General features: G+C 59.9%; 17 protein-coding genes and 5 tRNA genes. 15 read left to right on the top strand and 7 right to left on the bottom strand.

Annotation, left to right across the window (positions count from 1 at the left end; translation table 11 throughout):
* Positions 1-8: 8 nt before the first annotated feature.
* The gene (locus CRD13_RS02015; protein WP_187401200.1) at positions 9-731 is read right to left on the bottom strand and encodes an SDR family oxidoreductase; all 723 of its coding nucleotides are present in this window, start codon (positions 729-731) and stop codon (positions 9-11) included.
* Here CRD13_RS02015 and CRD13_RS02010 point away from each other — a divergent pair.
* On the top strand, positions 730-1443 hold the full coding sequence (locus CRD13_RS02010) for a TIM barrel protein (protein ID WP_239271942.1): 714 nt from the start codon (positions 730-732) through the stop codon (positions 1441-1443). The genes CRD13_RS02015 and CRD13_RS02010 overlap by 2 nt on opposite strands.
* Positions 1444-1499: 56 nt before the next feature.
* The gene (gene gltX, locus CRD13_RS02005; protein ID WP_187401199.1) at positions 1500-2987 is read left to right on the top strand and encodes a glutamate--tRNA ligase; all 1488 of its coding nucleotides are present in this window, start codon (positions 1500-1502) and stop codon (positions 2985-2987) included.
* On the opposite strand, the gene CRD13_RS02000 is transcribed toward gltX, so the two are convergent.
* Positions 2971-4383 carry a hypothetical protein gene (locus CRD13_RS02000; protein WP_255467753.1) on the bottom strand — a complete coding sequence of 471 codons (1413 nt, stop codon included), beginning with the start codon at positions 4381-4383 and terminating at the stop codon, positions 2971-2973. The genes gltX and CRD13_RS02000 overlap by 17 nt on opposite strands.
* A gap of 296 nt (positions 4384-4679) precedes the next feature.
* Between CRD13_RS02000 and CRD13_RS01995 the strand changes: the two genes are divergently transcribed.
* From CRD13_RS01995 to CRD13_RS01955, 9 genes are all read left to right on the top strand, one after another.
* Positions 4680-4751: transfer RNA gene (locus tag CRD13_RS01995), tRNA-Gln, on the top strand.
* 49 nt (positions 4752-4800) lie between these two features.
* Positions 4801-4873, top strand: a tRNA-Glu gene (locus tag CRD13_RS01990).
* A gap of 30 nt (positions 4874-4903) precedes the next feature.
* Positions 4904-4975: transfer RNA gene (locus CRD13_RS01985), tRNA-Gln, on the top strand.
* Positions 4976-5014: 39 nt separating this feature from the next.
* Positions 5015-5087 (top strand) — tRNA-Glu (locus tag CRD13_RS01980).
* A 76-nt stretch (positions 5088-5163) separates the two neighbouring features.
* On the top strand, positions 5164-5943 hold the full coding sequence (locus CRD13_RS01975; RefSeq protein ID WP_048735404.1) for a ThiF family adenylyltransferase: 780 nt from the start codon (positions 5164-5166) through the stop codon (positions 5941-5943).
* The gene (locus CRD13_RS01970; protein WP_241482131.1) at positions 5940-6725 is read left to right on the top strand and encodes a TatD family hydrolase; all 786 of its coding nucleotides are present in this window, start codon (positions 5940-5942) and stop codon (positions 6723-6725) included. The genes CRD13_RS01975 and CRD13_RS01970 overlap by 4 nt, the downstream gene beginning before the upstream one ends.
* A gap of 83 nt (positions 6726-6808) precedes the next feature.
* Positions 6809-6881 (top strand) — tRNA-Glu (locus CRD13_RS01965).
* A gap of 110 nt (positions 6882-6991) precedes the next feature.
* The gene (locus CRD13_RS01960) at positions 6992-7948 is read left to right on the top strand and encodes an L-lactate dehydrogenase (protein WP_149420980.1); all 957 of its coding nucleotides are present in this window, start codon (positions 6992-6994) and stop codon (positions 7946-7948) included.
* Between the two features lie 70 nt (positions 7949-8018).
* On the top strand, positions 8019-8963 hold the full coding sequence (locus CRD13_RS01955) for an acyltransferase (RefSeq protein ID WP_255467752.1): 945 nt from the start codon (positions 8019-8021) through the stop codon (positions 8961-8963).
* A 148-nt stretch (positions 8964-9111) separates the two neighbouring features.
* Here CRD13_RS01955 and CRD13_RS01950 read toward each other — a convergent pair whose 3' ends face one another.
* On the bottom strand, positions 9112-9537 hold the full coding sequence (locus CRD13_RS01950; protein ID WP_070546713.1) for a carboxymuconolactone decarboxylase family protein: 426 nt from the start codon (positions 9535-9537) through the stop codon (positions 9112-9114).
* Positions 9521-10423 carry a LysR family transcriptional regulator gene (locus tag CRD13_RS01945; RefSeq protein WP_070546711.1) on the bottom strand — a complete coding sequence of 301 codons (903 nt, stop codon included), beginning with the start codon at positions 10421-10423 and terminating at the stop codon, positions 9521-9523. The genes CRD13_RS01950 and CRD13_RS01945 overlap by 17 nt, the downstream gene beginning before the upstream one ends.
* Positions 10424-10492: 69 nt before the next feature.
* Here CRD13_RS01945 and CRD13_RS01940 point away from each other — a divergent pair, with 69 nt between their 5' ends.
* The gene (locus tag CRD13_RS01940) at positions 10493-11416 is read left to right on the top strand and encodes a TDT family transporter (protein WP_224433164.1); all 924 of its coding nucleotides are present in this window, start codon (positions 10493-10495) and stop codon (positions 11414-11416) included.
* Here CRD13_RS01940 and CRD13_RS01935 read toward each other — a convergent pair whose 3' ends face one another.
* Both CRD13_RS01935 and CRD13_RS01930 read right to left on the bottom strand, forming a co-directional pair.
* Positions 11417-12607 carry an MFS transporter gene (locus CRD13_RS01935; protein WP_049189543.1) on the bottom strand — a complete coding sequence of 397 codons (1191 nt, stop codon included), beginning with the start codon at positions 12605-12607 and terminating at the stop codon, positions 11417-11419.
* On the bottom strand, positions 12607-13332 hold the full coding sequence (locus CRD13_RS01930; RefSeq protein WP_049171587.1) for an IclR family transcriptional regulator: 726 nt from the start codon (positions 13330-13332) through the stop codon (positions 12607-12609). Before CRD13_RS01930 ends, CRD13_RS01935 begins: the two co-directional genes overlap by 1 nt.
* Before the next feature lie 65 nt (positions 13333-13397).
* Between CRD13_RS01930 and leuC the strand changes: the two genes are divergently transcribed.
* Both leuC and leuD read left to right on the top strand, forming a co-directional pair.
* On the top strand, positions 13398-14825 hold the full coding sequence (gene leuC, locus CRD13_RS01925; protein ID WP_049189542.1) for a 3-isopropylmalate dehydratase large subunit: 1428 nt from the start codon (positions 13398-13400) through the stop codon (positions 14823-14825).
* 62 nt (positions 14826-14887) lie between these two features.
* Positions 14888-15478, top strand: coding sequence for a 3-isopropylmalate dehydratase small subunit (gene leuD / locus CRD13_RS01920; RefSeq protein WP_049189541.1), 591 nt, complete (start codon positions 14888-14890; stop codon positions 15476-15478).
* Between the two features lie 17 nt (positions 15479-15495).
* Here leuD and CRD13_RS01915 read toward each other — a convergent pair whose 3' ends face one another.
* Positions 15496-16476: an NUDIX hydrolase gene (locus CRD13_RS01915; RefSeq protein WP_187269737.1), complete on the bottom strand. Its 981-nt coding sequence runs from the start codon at positions 16474-16476 to the stop codon at positions 15496-15498.
* Positions 16477-16588: 112 nt separating this feature from the next.
* Between CRD13_RS01915 and CRD13_RS01910 the strand changes: the two genes are divergently transcribed.
* Positions 16589-17587 (top strand): NAD(P)H-dependent glycerol-3-phosphate dehydrogenase, encoded by a 999-nt coding sequence (locus CRD13_RS01910; RefSeq protein ID WP_016422532.1) that lies wholly within the window; start codon positions 16589-16591, stop codon positions 17585-17587.
* Positions 17588-17605: the final 18 nt, after the last annotated feature.

Genomic DNA, 17605 nt, shown 5'->3' with positions numbered 1-17605 from the left:
GGGGCAGGCTAACCCCTACCCAAAAAGGGCATACCCGCAGCGGTAATCGTCAGCTGATCGATGACTGCGCTCGCCGGCAGATTCGCGGCGTAGAGGAAGGTATCCGCAGCCTGCTTGGCATCGAACATTGGCTCGCTGCCTGTGAACGTCCCCAACAGGTCAGTCTGCGCATTGCCAATATCAATGCGCGTTGCTGTAATGCCATACTCGCGTCCGTCGAGGGCAAGCACATGGGTCATTCCGGCAAGCGCGCTTTTCGACGTCGCGTACGCCGCCGTATGGGCTCGAGGTACCTGCGCCGCGATAGAGCAGTTGACCAGGATTCGGCCGCCTGCTTGGTCCGCCTTCCCATCGCACCCCGCCTTCATCCGCGCGAACGCCTCGCGTGCGCATAGGTACGAGCCGACCACATTCGTATCGATGACCGCCCGGAAGTCCTCAATGTCGGTCTCTCCGAACTCTGCGGGCGTGCCGGGCAGCCCCGCATTGAGTACCGCAACATCAATGGTTCCCGTAGCCACCTGCGCGTCCTCAAACATCGCACGGACCTGCTCGGGGTCAGTGATGTCACACTTGGAGTAAGTGATGTTGTCCGCTTCGGCGGCAACGGCCTCGAGCGCGTCGATACGCCTGCCGCAGATATGCACGTGCCAGCCATCGGCGGCGAAAGCCAGAGCAATTTCGCGACCAATGCCCGCGCCGCCACCAGTTACTACTACCGTTTTGGTCATGAGCACTATTATTAACTGTTCTACGGTCTACGCACACATGTCCCCGCACGACGCCGTCAACGCCGCGCGTGACGACGGCTACCCGGCCGTGGAATTCTGGTGGCCATTTGACCTCGCAGTGCCCGCACCCGATGAGGTTTCCGGTTTTTGCGACCTCTTTGACGACAGCCTCGGTCTTTATGCCATGAATCTGTGGGGAGGGGACATGGCAGCGGGGCAGCGAGGAGTGCTCGATACGGATGGGCTGCCCGCGGGGCATCTGGAGGCAGTGAGCCAGATTGCGCGGGCCACTGGGCTGAAATGCTCGAACGTGCTGCTGGGGCGCTCGGGGGAGCTGACCGATTTGCAGGTGCAAAGACTGACTGAGATTACTGCCCAGCTGGAGCTCAGTGGGGTTCGCGCGTTGATTGAGCCACTGTCCGGGATGAGTGATTATCCCATTACAGATCCGTGGCAAGCCGAGGAGTTAGCTCAACAGACTGGTGCTGGTGTGCTCGCGGACTTTTACCATTTTGCAGCTAATGGCGTCGACGTGGATGCTTGGCTCACTGATGTGGAGACTGGAAGAGTGAGCCTGCCGGCGCACGTCCAGATTGCCGATTTCCCAGGCCGCGGTGCGCCGGGCACCGGTGAGGCACCACTGCGCAGCTGGGTTGAGCGGCTGCGAGCCGCCGGATACGCCGGCGAAGTGGCCGGGGAGTGGGCTCTGTAACCCTATGCAAACCCTATGCATGCCTGCAGGTGGGAGGGCGGGTATCGTGGGAAAGCATGTCAGATGTTCGCGTACGCTTTTGCCCGTCGCCAACCGGTACCCCGCACGTTGGCCTCATCCGCACCGCCCTGTTCAACTGGGCATATGCCCGTCACACTGGTGGCAAGCTGGTCTTCCGCATCGAAGATACCGATGCCGCTCGCGACTCCGAAGAGTCTTATCAGGCAATCATCGAGGCCCTGAATTGGCTCGGTATTGACTGGGACGAGGGCATCGATGTCGGCGGTCCGCACGGCCCGTACCGCCAGTCGCAGCGCAAGGACATCTACGCCGATGTATTGCAGCGTCTCATTGACGCCGGTGAAGCCTACGAGGCCTTTTCCACCGCTGAAGAGGTTGAGGAGCGCCACAAGGCTGCCGGTCGTGACCCGAAGCTGGGCTACGACAACTATGACCGCAACCTCACCGAGGAGCAGAAGGAAGCCTTCCGCGCAGAGGGCCGTAAGCCGGTGATTCGCCTGCGTATGCCGGACGAGGACATTGTCTTCGATGACCTCGTTCGCGGTCGTATCGAGTTCAAGGCCGGCCTGGTTCCGGACTTCGTTATTGCCCGCTCCAACGGTGAACCGCTCTACACCCTGGTTAACCCGGTCGATGACGCTCTGATGGAGATCACTCACGTCCTGCGTGGTGAGGACCTGCTGCCATCGACGCCGCGCCAGATCGCTCTCTACGAGTCGCTGAAGCGCATCGGTGTCGCCAAGTTCACCCCGGAGTTCGGTCACCTGCCGTTCGTTATGGGCGAGGGTAATAAGAAGCTGTCCAAGCGTGACCCGCAGTCCAATCTCTTCATCCACCGCGATAACGGTTTCATCCGCGAGGGTCTGCTGAACTACCTGGCACTGCTGGGGTGGTCTATGGACGGCGACCAGGACATCTTCACGATGGACGAGATGGTCAAGGCCTTCGATATCCACGATGTGCTGTCCAACCCGGCTCGCTTCGATCAGAAGAAGGCCGACGCTATCAACGCGGACCACATCCGCATGCTCGATCCGAAGGACTTCGAGCAGCGTCTGCGCACGTACCTGGAAAGCCACTTTGACTTCCCGGCCGACTACCCGGCGGATAAGTTCGCTTTCCTGGCAACGCTGCTGCAGACCCGTGTGAAGACGCTTTCCGACGCCTGGGACCTCTCGAAGTTCCTAGTTGTGGAAGAGGACGAGTTCACCTTCGATGAGCGCTCGGCACGCCGTAACTTCAAGGAAGACGCCGTCGCTGTCCTGGAGGCCACCATTGCAGCTGTGGAGCCGCTCAGCGAAGAGGACTTCGTCACCGAGAAGCTTGAAACTGCACTTCAGAAGGCCCTCATCGAGGACCTGGAGCTGAAGCCACGCAAGGCTTTTGGCCCGGTGCGCGTGGCCGTGACTGGTGCGCAGGTATCGCCGCCGCTGTTCGAGTCCATGGAGCTGCTTGGTCGCAGCCGCAGCCTGGGCCGACTGCGCAAGGCGCTCGAGGTCACTCCTTTTACTGCTGCTCAGTAAAGAGTGCGAGCTGGGCTGAGCGAAGCAGGTTCGTGTAAGAGCCCGCTTCCTTGCCCACCTTCTGCGGGTCGCGGTTCAGCATGTTCATGGAGGTTTCGCGGTAGTCCTTGACCAGCGACCCCATGTGGTTATTGAAGAACTCGTGCCAGTCGGTTCCCCAGTAGACCGTGCCGTCTTCGTTTTGCTTGAGCAGTGCGGCAAAGGCGTACACGAGTGGGTAGATGAACCCGTCCGGAATCGCGTAGCCGATGGGCTGGCGGTAGAACTTCGAGTACTTCTGTGGAGTTTTGCCAGTCCGCGGATTCTTCTTGTTGGCCTTGTCAACAGCATCAATGCCGCCGAATTTGCCGCCACTCTTGTTGTAGAGATCGGGTAGCTCCGCGTTGATGCGCTCGAAAATATCGATGAAGTCACGCGTGAGGTTCAAGGCACTGCGGACCTTCTCGTTGTAGAGAACGACCTCTTCGGTGCGCTCATTGATACTTTCAGTGCTGGGCTTAGTGACCTCTGGGGAACTCATGACATCCTCGAAGCGGTCAAGCAGCTTGGCCTTTCCGGAGTAGAGGCTGGTAGGGGTCGGTGCTTCAATCTGCTTGCCGTCGGCATCCTTCGGCAGGTCAATACAGGACAGTGGAATCCACGCCATAGCGATGACATCGCCCACCTTTAGTCGACCAGTATCGTTGGTGCGCCACTGCACGTTGTCGCTAATTCCCTGCGGCAGAGCATGCTTCAGATCGTCAAAGTAGCCGGCGCGATTGAGCTTTGCTTCCGCCTTGAGCTCCGCATTGTTGTTGCGGGCGGCACAGATATCGAGCAGAGCATCGGAGAAGTCCTGCACAGTGTCCTTGTCCCGAGCACCGGGAACGAGTACCTCTACCGGAACCTTGGCATCGAGCTCGGTGAGGCTTTCGTCGGCAAGCAATTCCTCGATTTCCTCGGAGCGCTCCATCCAGACCTCCTTCATTTCGGACCACGTCTTGATTTTGCGGCTAGGCGGTGGAGTGAGCTTGCCCAGGACGAACAGCGCAATAGCCAGCGAGTTGTGGCCGCCGTCGAGGATGCCTTCGATGCGACGGTTGCTGAAGGTGAAGCGGTAGAGATTGTCTTCACTGGTGAACTGAGTGGAGGCCAGGAGCACACCCTTGGACTTGTAGGCGAAGAGCTCCGGCGTGGTGTCGATGGTTTCCATGATGGCATCGGTGATGCGGCCGGTGCGGGACACGCGTGGGTTGGCATCGAGGTTGAGGCCCGAGATGATTTTCGCGAACTGACGGATAGTGACAGTGCCGATGACGCGGCCGATGGTGCCGTTCATTTGCTCCGTGATGTCGGAGAACTCCAGCTCGAGTGTGATGGGGGCGGTTGCTGTTGCCGTTGTTGTGGGGGAAGTCATGATGCTTGCCTTTCAGGGATGGTTTGTGGTGTGTGGCGGCTGTTTGCCAGCCGCTTCACCACGAAGTGTCTCCTGAAGGGCGGATCGACTTTGAGCTGCGATCGAATGGGCTTTCGATCTGGGATTGCGTTAGTTAGATGCACTGCATTGGTTATGCATTAGTTATGCGCTCTGCTGAGGTGGGCTGTGGGGAACTCGCGAATTTAAACGAACCTTTGACAACGAACCTTTGACCAGGTGATTTGCTCTTGTTCACGCCAATTGGCTATATTATTCCTCGTTGCGTTCAGCAGCGATGGCCTATGGTGTAATTGGCAACACAACGGTTTCTGGTACCGTCATTCTAGGTTCGAGTCCTGGTAGGCCAGCAGTGAAGAAGTTCATTGTTGAATGTATTCACTAACTGCAAGGTTCTAAGCCCCGTTCGTCTAGCGGCCTAGGACGCCGCCCTCTCACGGCGGTAACACGGGTTCAAATCCCGTACGGGGTACAAAGACAGCGCGAAAGCGCCAGTCTTTATTGGCCTATGGTGTAATTGGCAACACTACGGTTTCTGGTACCGTCATTCTAGGTTCGAGTCCTGGTAGGCCAGCGGAATTCGCTCACTCAGTTGGGTTGGATTCAGTTCTAAGCCCCGTTCGTCTAGCGGCCTAGGACGCCGCCCTCTCACGGCGGTAACACGGGTTCAAATCCCGTACGGGGTACAAAGTTACTCCCCAGTCAGTCGGCTGGGGAGTTTTTGTTTTTTAAGAATCGAGGCGACTATGACCAGGGGCGACTATGACCAGTGAACGTTTCGCACGACTGAAGCTTCTCCTAGGGGAGGAGGGGCTAGAAACGTTAGCTGAATCTACCGTCATGGTTGTCGGACTCGGAGGCGTGGGGTCGAGTTGTGCCGAAGCTCTTGCCCGAGGCGGCGTGGGCAACCTCATCTTGATCGACGGTGATGTCGTGGAGCCGAGCAATCTCAACCGTCAGGCGCTGGCTTTTGTCTCCACGATTGGCCGGGTCAAAGCCGAGGTCATGGAGGCGATGGTTGCCGATATCAACCCGGATTGTACGACCTATGCCCGCCAGATTTTTCTCACACGCGAAAACCTGGCGGAGACCTTCGAGCAGTTCCCGCGTCCGGATTACATCATCGACGCTATCGACGATGTCACCGGCAAGATTGAGATCGCGCAGTGGTGCGCGGAAAATCGTGTCCACCTCATTTCCGCTATGGGCGGCGGAAATAAGCTCGACCCAGCTCGGCTGACCTTCTCGAAAATCAATAAGACAAAGGTCTGTCCGCTGGCGAAGGTCGTCCGTCAGGTGTGTATCCGCCGACGCATTCGCGGTCTTGAGGTGCTGTACTCATCCGAAGAGCCAGTGAGAATTGCGGACAAGGGCAGCGGTACCAAGGCGGAAACCCTCGGTACCATGAGCTACATACCGCCAATCATGGGGCAGATGCTGGCCGGAAAGGTCATTCGCCGTCTGCTCGGGTTCGAGGAAACCCCGCTGGCCCCGCGCATCGGCGGTCCGGCCGACGAAAACCAGCCACCAACGGAAAAATGATGCGGCTCATCGATACCCACTTTCACTACGATTTCCTGCCACCGGCTTCGCGCGAGTGCTTCAAAGCCGATATTGCGCAGGAAGGCGTGGAGATCATCGCGCAGACAGTCCGCCCCTCCGGATTTGTCGAGCTAGAGCGCGAAAATCTCCCCATGGCCGCAGTCGGCTATCACCCGTGGTATATCGACGGCAACTACGAGCGCGAGCTTGAGATATTTCGCGAGGCCCTTCCACACACCCGTTTCGTCGGTGAGATTGGCTTGGACTTCGCGCCCCGCAGGCTTGACGACGTTCCCGCCGAGACTCAAATCCATGTCCTCACCGGCATCCTCGATGCTGTCCAAGCTTCGAGCCAGCCGCATATCCTGTCCATTCACACAGTCCGCAGCGCCGATACGGTGCTTGATCTGCTGGAACCACGCTTGGACTCCGGCAAAGGGGTAGGGCTCGGTCAGAATCTCGTGCCCATCTTTCACCGTTTCGGTGGCACCAACGATGAGCTGACCAGGCTTATCCGAGCCGGTGGCTACATCTCCGTCAATCCGCTCATGTTGCGGACCAAACGCGGACGGGCCTATGTGTCGCAGGTGCCCGTCGATAGGCTTTTGCTGGAAACTGACCTTCCGCGCGAGCCCGGAAGCGGTGATGCGGCGGAGGCGGTCTCTGCCGAGGTCATCGCCGCGTTGCGGGACACTGTCGCCGAAGTTGCGACTTTGCGAAGAATGGATGAAGCGGAGCTTAAAAACGCATTGGCAGAAAATGCGGAAACACTTGGAATTTAGTGCTTTGACCTGGTGATTTGCAGTTACTATCCACGTCTAGTGTATTGTTTAACAAGTCCGCAGCGCGCGGATGAAAGTTCTAAGCCCCGTTCGTCTAGCGGCCTAGGACGCCGCCCTCTCACGGCGGTAACACGGGTTCAAATCCCGTACGGGGTACAAAGATATATAGAGACAAGAGCCTTCACTCGTAATCGAGTGGAGGCTTTTGTCTTGCTGCTCACCCCTCCACCGCGGCACTGGATTTCCACAGTCCTAGTATCGAAACTATGAAACATTCAAAGCTCGTTTGTATTGGTCTCGGTCACGTCGGTTCGTATGTCCTGACATATGCCATGGAATCCGGGCTGTTCGCTGAGATTGCCACAATTGACACAGCACCAGGCGTCGCTCATGGCGAGGCTCTGGACCAATCCCAGTCCACTGGTGTTCCCGGCACGGACTATGTCAATGTGCATGCTGGCGACTACAGCGATTGCGCCGACACGGATATGATTATCGTCGCTGCTGGTGCGTCCATTCTCCCGGATCCGGACGACCCGGATTCCCGTCCGGACCGTGCCGGATTGGCCAAGCTCAGCGGGGAGGTGGTTCGCGATGTCATGCCGGGAATCGTGAAGCATACGCGCGATGCGATTGTCCTCTTTATTACTAATCCGCTCGATGCAGTGGTGCACTTGGCTCATACCGAGTTCGATTACCCCGCGGAAAAGCTCTTTGGCACCGGCACGATGCTAGATTCGGCCCGACTGCGCTGGGTAGTTGCCAAACAGCTCGGCATCGACCCGAAGTCAGTTACTGGCTACATGATGGGTGAGCACGGGCTTACGGCCGTCCCAATTTTGTCCACACTCAATGTTCAAGGTGTGGGGTGGACAGAACTGGAAAAATGGCATGGCACGCAGTTGCCTTCACCGCAAGAAATTCAAGATGCCGTAGTCGGGGCAGCTTACGATGTTCTCAATGCCAAGGGCTGGACTAATGCCGGTGTTGCACGCTCCGCTTTGGAAATTGCCCGCGCGGTGATGCTGGATCAAAACAGCGTCCACCCGGTGTGTACACGCTTGGATGGTGAATACGGGTTGACGGATGTCTCGCTGTCGATGCCAGCGGTGATCGGCCGAGGTGGAATCATTCGTCGTATGCCGCCACAGCTAAACAGCTGGGAGCTGGAGCGACTGCGTGAATCTGCTCAGTACATCTTGAGCACCGTCGAGAACATGTAGAAGAAATTATGTAGATTCCACTTTTGCCGAAAAAACACGGGGAAGTACTTTGCGCTCCTAAAATATTGGCATGAATTCGGCCAAGTCCACCTACGTTCCGGAGCTGACCAGCATTCGAGCCATCGGTGCGTTCGGTGTCCTGCTTACGCATGCCGCGTTCTGGACTGGACATTACACGGACGATTGGTGGGGGCGTCTCAACGGTCGATTCGAAATTGGCGTCACCATCTTCTTCGTGCTCAGTGCGTTTCTGCTCACAGGGCGTTGGCTCGGTTCGCCTGACGACGTCCCTGCGAATCGACCGGACTTGCGGAAGTACTTCACCAGTCGCGCGAAGAGAGTTCTGCCGGCCTACTGGATTGTGGTTACTGCGGCATTCCTCATTCATGCCGCAGATGACCCGCCACCATCGGGTGGGGGTTTGCAGGGCTGGCTGCGGTCGATGTCTTTTACTCAGACGCTCCAATTCGGCTGGATCCACCCGGGCTTGCCGCAGATGTGGTCGATGGTGGTGGAAGTCGGCTTCTACCTGGTGTTGCCACTGGTGGGACTTGGCATCTGGACGATTACTAAGGGGCGCCTGCGACCTGGCCCAACGTTGGCCATCATTATTGGTTTTGGTCTCATTGGCCCGGTCTGGACTGTGCTGTCGCATCAAGAAGAGCTGCTGCCGGTAGTGGCACGGCTGTGGCCGATGGCGTATTTCGACTGGTTCGCCATCGGTATGCTGCTGGCCTACGGGCGAAAAGTTGGCTGGCGCGTCAATTTGGCGGCCAGCTGGCTGATAGCGCTAGTCCTGTTTTTCCTATCCACAACCACCCACGTGGGGCCAGCAACCTTGGTGCCGGATGATGTCGACCAGGCGTTGTGGAAGACCACGCTGTATGGCCTGTCCGCTGGTGCATTCGTGGCCCCGATTGCGCTGGGTACGGAGGTCAGGTGGCTTCGTCATCCAGCCATGATTTGGTTGGGAGAGGTCTCATACGAGTCCACGTGCTGGTCATGGACTGGGTGATGACGTTGATGGGCTATCAGACCTTCCAAGGCTCGATGTTGGCAGTGGCAATCGTCACCGCTGCCTTTGCCCTGCCGCTGTCGTGGCTGCTGCGCCGCATCACTGATGTGCTTACGCGGCGACCGGGGCCTGCGAGCCCGTGGGCTACCTACCGATCGTCGTCGTCAAGCGGTCCGAGCTCAGCAACGAGCACTTCCTGCGCGACCTTCATCGCGGACAGTGCGGCCGGTGCGCCGCAGTAGCCGGAAGCGTGGACGATGGCTTCGGTGATCTCGGTGCGGGTCAGGCCGTTGGCGAGGGCACCCTTGATGTGGCCGCGCAATTCTTCGGTGGCGCGCAGAGCGACGAGCATTCCAATGTTGAGCAGGGAGCGATCACGCTTGGCCAGTCCTTCACGGCTCCAGACGGAGCCCCAGACGGTGGCGGTGATGTGCTTCTGCAGGGTCTCTCCGTCGGAGCCGGCGTTGCGAGAGAGGGCGGCATCGACGAATTCGTCGCCCATCACCTCGCGGCGAATTTGGATGCCGGCATCATAGCGGTCAGAGGAAAAGAGTTCATCATTGGGATTGCTCATGCTTGCTAAGTATAGGACTTGCAATGCGGATAAATTCCGAAATGTCCCCACTAGCTTCACTGCCGCGACGCATAACTACGCTGAGATTGCGAGTAAAACGGGTGCGGGTGGGGACGATGACGATGCGCCCGAGCGTTACCTGATCGCGAATTGCGCCGCGGGCGATGATTGTTGGCGCTGCCAGCGCAATCATGCCAGCACGCTGTGCCGAAAGGGAACCAAATTCTCCCGCGGGTTCGGCGAGATTCCCCAGTGTATCTTCCACGACCTTTCTACTGCCGGAACCGGGTTCGCGAATAACCAGCGGGGTAGTGCGCAGTTCCTCGATGAATATCTCGGCCCGCTCAGTCCACGGATGCCCCGTCGGCACAGCGAGGACCAGCTCATCGGTGCCGATGATCCGCTCTTCGAGGTCGTGTCGACCAGCCTCGCCCTCTACCAGGCCGAAGTCCACCGCACTGTTGGCCACTAGTTGCCGCACCTCACGGGAGTTTGCCTGCACCATTGACAGTTTGACTGCGGGATGTTGCCGGTGGAACTCGGCGGCCCAGCCGGGGTAGTAGAGCTCAGCGACAGTATTGGACACCGCAAGGGTGAGGTGGCGGGGAACATCGTCGGAACGCAAGCTGGCGGCAATGCCCGAAAACCTGTGGCAGGCGGCGAGGAGGTCTGGGAGTGCGTCGATAAGCACTTGCCCGTTTTCCGTGGGAGATACGCCGTAGGGGGAGCGTTCGAAGACGGTGATTCCCAGCGCTTTTTCCGCCCGCGCGATGCGTGCGGACATGGTCTGCTGATTGATGCCTAGCTCACGCGCGGCCTTGGAGATCGAGCCTGCACGGGCGGCGGTGAGAAGTGCTTCGAGTTCGGCCACAGCGGAGGGGTACATGCATTTATGGTACCCCTCACAGAGTTTGGTGATAGCTGTAGCTGTGGCAAGAACAAATACGGTATGAGCATGACCAACTCTTCTCGCCGTGATGTGCTGGCACCCGCCGGGCCCGCGTGGGCAGGATCTCTGATGGGTACGTCCATCTTCGCCACACTTGCGCACATCCATGAGGTGCCGGTGATTCCGGAGCTTCTTCTAGTCATGGCGGTGGGCATTCTCGGCTTTATGGTGGTCGGCTGGCTGCGCCTTCGAAACCCGCCTTTCCACTCGAAGCTGATGGCGCCGTGGGGCATGCTCTCGATGGGCATCATGGCTCTCGGTAGTGCTGCGACTGCGCTAGCTAGTAACTCATCGTGGCAGCTGATGTCCTGGTGGATCGGTGCGCCGCTGGCAATCTACGTCAGCCTTCGCCAACTGCGAGGATTCGAAGGCGAACCAACTTTTCAGTGGGGCCTCGCGCTAGTCGCCCCGATGGTGGCGGCGACAAGTGGCGCACAGCTGAGCGTTGACTACGGCACGTTCTATCACGTCTGCGCACAAATACTCTTTTGGATGGCGCTGATTACGGTTCTGCCGGTTTTCGTACGCTGCTACGTCGCGCTGTTCTCTGGCGCCATGCGCATCCCCGATTCCATCGCCGGTACTGCCTGGATTCCGCTCGGGCTGGTCGGTCAGTCCACGGCCGCTGCGCAGCTGCTTTTCAACCGAACCTCCGCTGTCGCTTACGGCACCGCTGTGCTCATTGTCGGTGTCTTCCTCGCCGCCATCGCTTTACGACGATTCACCCGCGCCGTAATCAGTTGGGCCGGATACAGCCCTGGTTGGTGGGGTGCAACCTTCCCCGTGGGCACTCTGAGTCTTGGTACGCACAGCCTGGGTGACATTACCGGCGTGCAGTGGCTATACGTGGCCAGCGCTGGGCTGCTGTGTTTGCTGGCTGTGCACTGGTGCGCGTGCGTGGCTCGATTTGTTTGGTGGGCGCGGAGCTAGCTAGTCAAGCTCGACCCGCACCCGCCCGTTGCGGTTCTGGTCTTCTCGTGGCGCAATACCCAGCGCGGCGGCGGGGAACAGAGCCGTGACGGCAAACAGCGCGGGGAAGCCCGCAGCGGCCACAATCGCACCCGAAACCGGAGGCGTTGCAGCGTAGATAATGTTCTGGAACGTGTTCTGCGTACCCATAGCGCGTCCGGACCAGAAGGGGCCTGCGTATTCAGCAACTGCGGTGAAGGCGAGTCCATTCGGGCTGACCACAGCAACGGCCAGTGCGCAGACCAGCAAAGTTCCAAGCGTGCGCCAATCAGCCCAGCTGGCAATCATCATTGCGACAGCCAAAACAAAGGTCGCACCCGAGACCCAGCGGTAGGGGCGGATGCGAGATCGCACTCGGTCAGAGACCACACCCATCAGTGCTCGCGATCCGGCACCGAGCAGCTGCGAGACCATCACAATTGTGCCCGCCGTGCCATCGGAGTACCCCACAGACAGCAACCACACCAGAATGTAGGCACCCATCATCGACTGCGGCCAGGACAGCAGCGCCGAGGCGATGTGGATGCGCACGAGGTACTTGCCGTCCCGGTAGGGGCTGGCCGTGACGGTGGGGTTCGAGGCATCAGGGCGAGGGGGATTCTTCACGCCTATCAGTACAAGCAACGCCAGCACGGCGCACAGGATTGCGGGCATCGCGAGTGCGACTCCGATGCTGTAATTCTGCGCGAGAGGGTGCAGGGTTACCGCTGATAGTGCAGCGCCGAGGGGCTGAGCCATTTGGCGAATGCCCATCGCAGTGCCGCGCTGATGCGGTGGGTACCAGCCCGACACCACGCGGCCGGATGCCGAATTCACGCTCGCCGCCGCACACCCGGCGAGAAAGAGCGTGGCCCCGAGCAGAGCCGGGCTTGACGACGAAGCTAGCGCCGCAAGCCCCGTCGTTAAGGCAGTAGAGGTCAGGCCGGCGAACAGAGCTGCGCGTTCGCCATAGCGGTCGACAAACCAGCCCCAGGCGATGAGCGTGAAGACAATACCGGCCGCCGGCATTGCTGCGACGAGGCCGGCGGCGGAGAGGCTTAAGCCGTTTTCCTGTAGGGATGGGATGAGAAAAGGCACACCCATGTGAACGACGGACGAACCGACCGCCGCGAACATGGACAGAAGAAGGACAAGGTGACGGTAAGCGGGCATTACAGTCGGGAGCTCATCTCTTCAGCGGCGCCGAGAACCTTTGCGCCCCAGCATTCGTAGGGCGACGGAGTCATGCGCTCCACGGGGCCGGAGACGGATAGGACTGCAATCATGCGCTGGTTGCTGTCGAAAACCGGGGCGGAGACGGAGGCAAGTGCGGGGTCGCGCTCACCCATGGACTCGGACCAGCCGAGACGTCGGCAGTCGTCGAGGTCCTGTTGGTTGAAGTCGGCGTCGGGAAGCATTCGCTCAGCGAGGTTGGCCGGGCCAAAGGCCAGGAGAACACGTGCGGCGGAGCCGGCGGTTAGCGGCATGCGAGAGCCAACTGGCACGGTGTTGCGCAGTCCGGTGGCGGGCTCCATGGAGGCAATACAGGTGCGGGTATCGCCGGTGAGACGGTAGAGCTGCACGGACTCTCCGGTTACCTCTACTAGCTTCGGCAGGATGTGCGCTGCGGCGTCGGCAAGCAGGTCGGTTGTGACAGGCGTGATCTCGGTGAGGCCGGGGCCCGTCGTCCAGCGGCCGTCCGGAGTGCGGGTGACAAGGCGGTGTACTTCCAACGCCGTGGCCAGCCGATGGGCGGTGGCGCGGGGCAGGCCGGTGTCGTCACAGAGCTCGGCGAGGGTGCGTGGAGTTTCTGCAACAGACTTGAGAATGAGTACCGAACGGTCGAGAACCTTAATGCCACTTAGAGCTGGCGTCTCGGATGTGCTAATCTGTCCCATGCCATGATATTAACATCTCATTCCTTGAGATAAAAGAGATATATCCGGAAGGCGGCTCACCCACTATGCGCACCACGGACACCAGCCCGAAGACTCTGGCCGAGAAAGTCTGGCATGACCACGTAGTCAAGCAAGGCGACAACGGCGAACCAGATCTGATTTATATCGATCTGCACCTCGTCCACGAGGTTACCTCGCCGCAGGCTTTTGATGGCCTCCGTCTGGCAGGGCGCAAGGTACGCCGCCCGGATTTGACCATCGCAACCGAGGACCACAACGTTCCGACCACTGTCGCCGGCGGCAAAATCAATCTGATTGAGGAGCCGACCTCTCGTACCCAGATTGCCACACTGCGCAAGAACGCCGAGGAGTTCGGTATCCGCCTGCATCCGATGGGCGACCGCGAACAGGGTATCGTGCACGTCGTCGGCCCACAGCTGGGCCTGACTCAGCCGGGCACCACCGTCGTCTGTGGTGACTCGCATACCGCAACCCACGGTGCTTTCGGTGCTATGGCCTTCGGTATCGGTACCTCGGAGGTTGAGCACGTTCTGGCTACCCAGACCCTGCCGCTGAAGCCTTTCAAGACCATGGCGGTCAACGTCACCGGCGAACTGCAGGATGGTGTTACCGCCAAGGATTTGATTCTGGCGATTATCGCCAAGATTGGCACCGGCGGTGGTCAGGGCCACGTTATTGAGTACCGCGGCGAGGCCATCGAGAAGCTGTCGATGGAAGCCCGCATGACCATTTGCAACATGTCCATCGAAGCCGGTGCCCGTGCCGGCATGATTGCTCCGGACGAGACCACCTTCGAATACCTGAAGGACCGCCCGCACGCGCCGCAGGGCGAGCAGTGGGACGAGGCAGTCGAATACTGGAAGTCCCTGGTTACTGACGAGGACGCGAAGTTCGACAAGGTCGTTGAAATCGACGGTTCCGCGCTGACTCCATTCGTTACCTGGGGTACTAACCCTGGCCAGGGCGTGCCGCTGGGGGAGACCGTGCCAGATCCGGAGTTCATCGCTGAGGACTCCGACCGCATCGCGGCCGAACGCGCACTGGAGTACATGGATCTGAAGCCGGGCACCCCGATGCGCGACGTCAAGGTCGACGTGGTCTTCGTAGGTTCCTGCACCAACGGCCGCATCGAGGACATGCGCGCCGTCGCCGACGTGCTGAAGGACCGCAAGGTTGCCGACGGCGTCCAGATGCTCATCGTGCCGGGCTCCGCAAAGGTCCGTGCGCAGGCTGAGGAAGAGGGACTGGGCAAGATCTTCGAAGAGGCAGGCGCCGAATGGCGTATGCCGGGCTGCTCCATGTGCCTGGGCATGAACCCGGATCAGCTGACCCCGGGCCAGCGTTGCGCTTCGACCTCCAACCGCAACTTCGAGGGCCGTCAGGGCAAGGGTGGTCGTACCCACCTGGTCAGCCCGGCTGTCGCCGCAGCCACTGCCGTCGCCGGTCACTTCGCAGCACCGGCTGATCTCTAACTGACTCTCACTGCCGATCTTTGTACAACAGACCCAAGCAGAACTTCTAAGGACCTTTCACTATGGAAAAGTTTGATACTCACACCGGCGTCGGCGTTCCCCTGCAGCGATCCAACGTCGACACTGACCAGATCATCCCGGCTGTCTACCTAAAGCGCGTCACCCGCACCGGATTCGAGGATGGCCTGTTCAGCAACTGGCGCAACAACGAGTCCGACTTCGTGCTCAACCGTCCGGAATACGCAAAGGGCTCCGTCCTCGTAGCAGGGCCGGACTTCGGTACCGGTTCTTCCCGCGAGCACGCCGTGTGGGCCCTGATGGACTACGGTTTCCGCGTCGTCATCTCCTCCCGCTTCGCCGATATCTTCCGTGGCAATGCCGGCAAGGCGGGGCTGCTCGCCGCACAGATGCAGCAGTCCGATGTCGAGCTGCTGTGGAAGCTGCTGGAGGCTAACCCTGGCATGGAGCTCACCGTCAACCTGGAGACCCGCACCGTCGAGGCCGGTGAGCAGGTCTTCCCGTTCGAGGTCGACGACTACACCCGCTGGCGTCTGATGGAAGGGCTTGACGACGTCTCCCTGACCCTGCGCAACGAAGCGGACATTGTGGCCTACGAGGAGAGTCGTCCGGCCCACAAGCCTAAGACGCTGTAGGTCAAAATCCTCACAAACTACTTCACCGGCAGCGCCGAGGCGTAGTAATCAGCCGTGGTCATCACACCGTCGTTGAAGCCCAGCACCCAGGCAGAGCCCTTCTTGCACAAGATTTCCTCGTCGAATGGCAGGGTGCCCTCAGCGGACCAGGCGGCAAGTAGGTCTGGGATGGTGATGCCCTGAGAGCAGATCACGCTGACTCCGCCGAGCGCGACAATGTCCTCGAAGGCCTTCTTGGACTCCACCTGGTTGGCAATCCAGTGCTCGTCGCCAAGCCGTTCGTCGACTGTGACCTGCATGCCCAGCTCTGCGGCGAGTGGCGCGACGGTGTCCTGGCAACGCACGGGCTCGGCGGAGTAGACCCGCTCGGGGCGGAAGCCTTCCAGGGCAGAGACGAGCAGTTCCGCTTGACGACGTCCCTTCTTATCCAGTGGCCGCAGTGCATCATTGCCGTTCCAGTTGGTGCGACGGTGCGCACGCCCATGGCGAACCAGAATGAGACGGGTGTCCGGTTCCTTGTTCATGCGCTTGCGGGCCTTGACCAGCACGTCGCGGTCGAGGTCGTAGGACAGCAGCTCCTCGGCTTCGTCCCAGGAGACCCAACGAAGCTCGTTGACCTCGGAGTTCTGTTCGAATTCGCCGTCTAGAACCTCAGCGGTCCAGTACCAGACCAGCTTCGTGCGTCCGGCGACAGGGTAAGAGACGTTGCCGACGAGCTTGCCCAGACGGACGCGGTAACCGGTCTCTTCCCAGATTTCGCGGACGGCGGTGGCAATGAGGTTCTCGCCGGCGTCGAGCTTGCCTTTCGGCAGCGACCAGTCGTCGTAGGAGGGACGGTGAATCACGCAGATTTCAGGGTTGTGGACATCGCCGCGCCATAGAACCGCGCCGGCCGCGAAGGTCGGCTTGGTGACATCCTGACCTGGCTTCGTTGGAATCTGGCGCAGGCGACCGGTCACGGAGGTATCGCCCTTGAGGTCCTTGTCCTCTTCGTGCATCATCGTGAATTCCCTTTCAATCCTTTGTCGCCGACCTAGTTTAGTATCGCAGTGTGAGAACGTCTCGCTAGACTTGTTGGAGATTAGAGACTAACGGAGGAAGGTCGCGGCGATGGTGCAGGTTTCAGTGATGGGTGCGGGCTCGTGGGGCACGACGCTCGCCAAGGTTTTTGCTGATGCGGGCAATCCTGTACGGCTGTGGTCGCGACGTGCGGAGCAGGCACAGCGTATTCAGATCAGCCGCGAAAACCACGACTACCTGCCTGGTCTGGGGCTGCCGCGCAACATCGAAGCCACCTCGGATGCAGAGGCCGCGCTGAAGGGCGCGGATGTGGTGGTGCTGGGCGTGCCCTCGCAGACTCTGCGTGACAACCTCAAGGTCTGGAAGGACTTCATCGGGCCGGAGACGATTCTGCTCAGCCTGGCCAAGGGTGTGGAGCGCGAGACACATCTGCGCATGAGTGAGGTCATTGCGGAGGTCACAGACCTGCCAGCAGAGCGTATTGCGGTGCTGTCCGGCCCGAACCTCGCCCGCGAAGTTGCGATGGAGCAGCCAGCGGCAACGGTGATTGCTTGCGCCGATGAGAACAACGCCAAGATGATTCAGGCGGCAGTTGCCACTAATTACTTCCGCCCGTACACCAACACCGATGTGATCGGCTGCGAAATCGGCGGTGCCTGCAAGAACGTCATTGCGTTGGCCTGCGGTATGGCCGCTGGTCAAGGATTGGGTGAGAACACGCTGGCAACCATTATCACCCGTGGCTTGGCGGAAATCACGCGTCTGGGCGACGCGGTTGGTGCAGAAGATAAGACTTTCGCGGGATTGGCGGGCCTCGGTGACTTGGTGGCCACTTGTTCCTCGCCGCTGTCGCGTAACCGTACCTTCGGCGATCGTCTCGGTCGCGGTGACACGATGGAGCAGGCGCAGCACGCTACGCGCGGTCAGGTGGCTGAGGGTGTGATTTCTTCAATCTCGGTCCGTGACCTCGCTCGTCGCAATGGCGTGGAAATGCCAATTACTGAGGCCGTTTACGCCGTCTGCCACGAAGGCGCGAAGGTCGATGAGACAATTCGCAAGCTGATGGGGCGCAGCCGCAAGTCGGAGTAACCACTTAAACGAGGTCGG

The sequence above is a fragment of the Corynebacterium sp. LK26 genome (assembly GCF_014335085.1).
Lineage (GTDB): Bacteria > Actinomycetota > Actinomycetes > Mycobacteriales > Mycobacteriaceae > Corynebacterium > Corynebacterium jeikeium_D.
The sequence above is the reverse complement of the archived record's forward strand: the minus strand, read 5'-3'. Positions and strand labels throughout refer to the sequence as shown.

Coding starts and splice junctions, on each gene's coding strand:
- CRD13_RS02010 (WP_239271942.1), top strand. CDS start 730: ATGAGCACTATTATTAACTGTTCTACGGTCTACGCACACATGTCCCCG.
- CRD13_RS02015 (WP_187401200.1), bottom strand. CDS start 731: ATGACCAAAACGGTAGTAGTAACTGGTGGCGGCGCGGGCATTGGTCGC.
- gltX (WP_187401199.1), top strand. CDS start 1,500: ATGTCAGATGTTCGCGTACGCTTTTGCCCGTCGCCAACCGGTACCCCG.
- CRD13_RS02000 (WP_255467753.1), bottom strand. CDS start 4,383: ATGACTTCCCCCACAACAACGGCAACAGCAACCGCCCCCATCACACTC.
- CRD13_RS01975 (WP_048735404.1), top strand. CDS start 5,164: ATGACCAGTGAACGTTTCGCACGACTGAAGCTTCTCCTAGGGGAGGAG.
- CRD13_RS01970 (WP_241482131.1), top strand. CDS start 5,940: ATGATGCGGCTCATCGATACCCACTTTCACTACGATTTCCTGCCACCG.
- CRD13_RS01960 (WP_149420980.1), top strand. CDS start 6,992: ATGAAACATTCAAAGCTCGTTTGTATTGGTCTCGGTCACGTCGGTTCG.
- CRD13_RS01955 (WP_255467752.1), top strand. CDS start 8,019: ATGAATTCGGCCAAGTCCACCTACGTTCCGGAGCTGACCAGCATTCGA.
- CRD13_RS01950 (WP_070546713.1), bottom strand. CDS start 9,537: ATGAGCAATCCCAATGATGAACTCTTTTCCTCTGACCGCTATGATGCC.
- CRD13_RS01945 (WP_070546711.1), bottom strand. CDS start 10,423: ATGTACCCCTCCGCTGTGGCCGAACTCGAAGCACTTCTCACCGCCGCC.
- CRD13_RS01940 (WP_224433164.1), top strand. CDS start 10,493: ATGACCAACTCTTCTCGCCGTGATGTGCTGGCACCCGCCGGGCCCGCG.
- CRD13_RS01935 (WP_049189543.1), bottom strand. CDS start 12,607: ATGCCCGCTTACCGTCACCTTGTCCTTCTTCTGTCCATGTTCGCGGCG.
- CRD13_RS01930 (WP_049171587.1), bottom strand. CDS start 13,332: ATGGGACAGATTAGCACATCCGAGACGCCAGCTCTAAGTGGCATTAAG.
- leuC (WP_049189542.1), top strand. CDS start 13,398: ATGCGCACCACGGACACCAGCCCGAAGACTCTGGCCGAGAAAGTCTGG.
- leuD (WP_049189541.1), top strand. CDS start 14,888: ATGGAAAAGTTTGATACTCACACCGGCGTCGGCGTTCCCCTGCAGCGA.
- CRD13_RS01915 (WP_187269737.1), bottom strand. CDS start 16,476: ATGCACGAAGAGGACAAGGACCTCAAGGGCGATACCTCCGTGACCGGT.
- CRD13_RS01910 (WP_016422532.1), top strand. CDS start 16,589: ATGGTGCAGGTTTCAGTGATGGGTGCGGGCTCGTGGGGCACGACGCTC.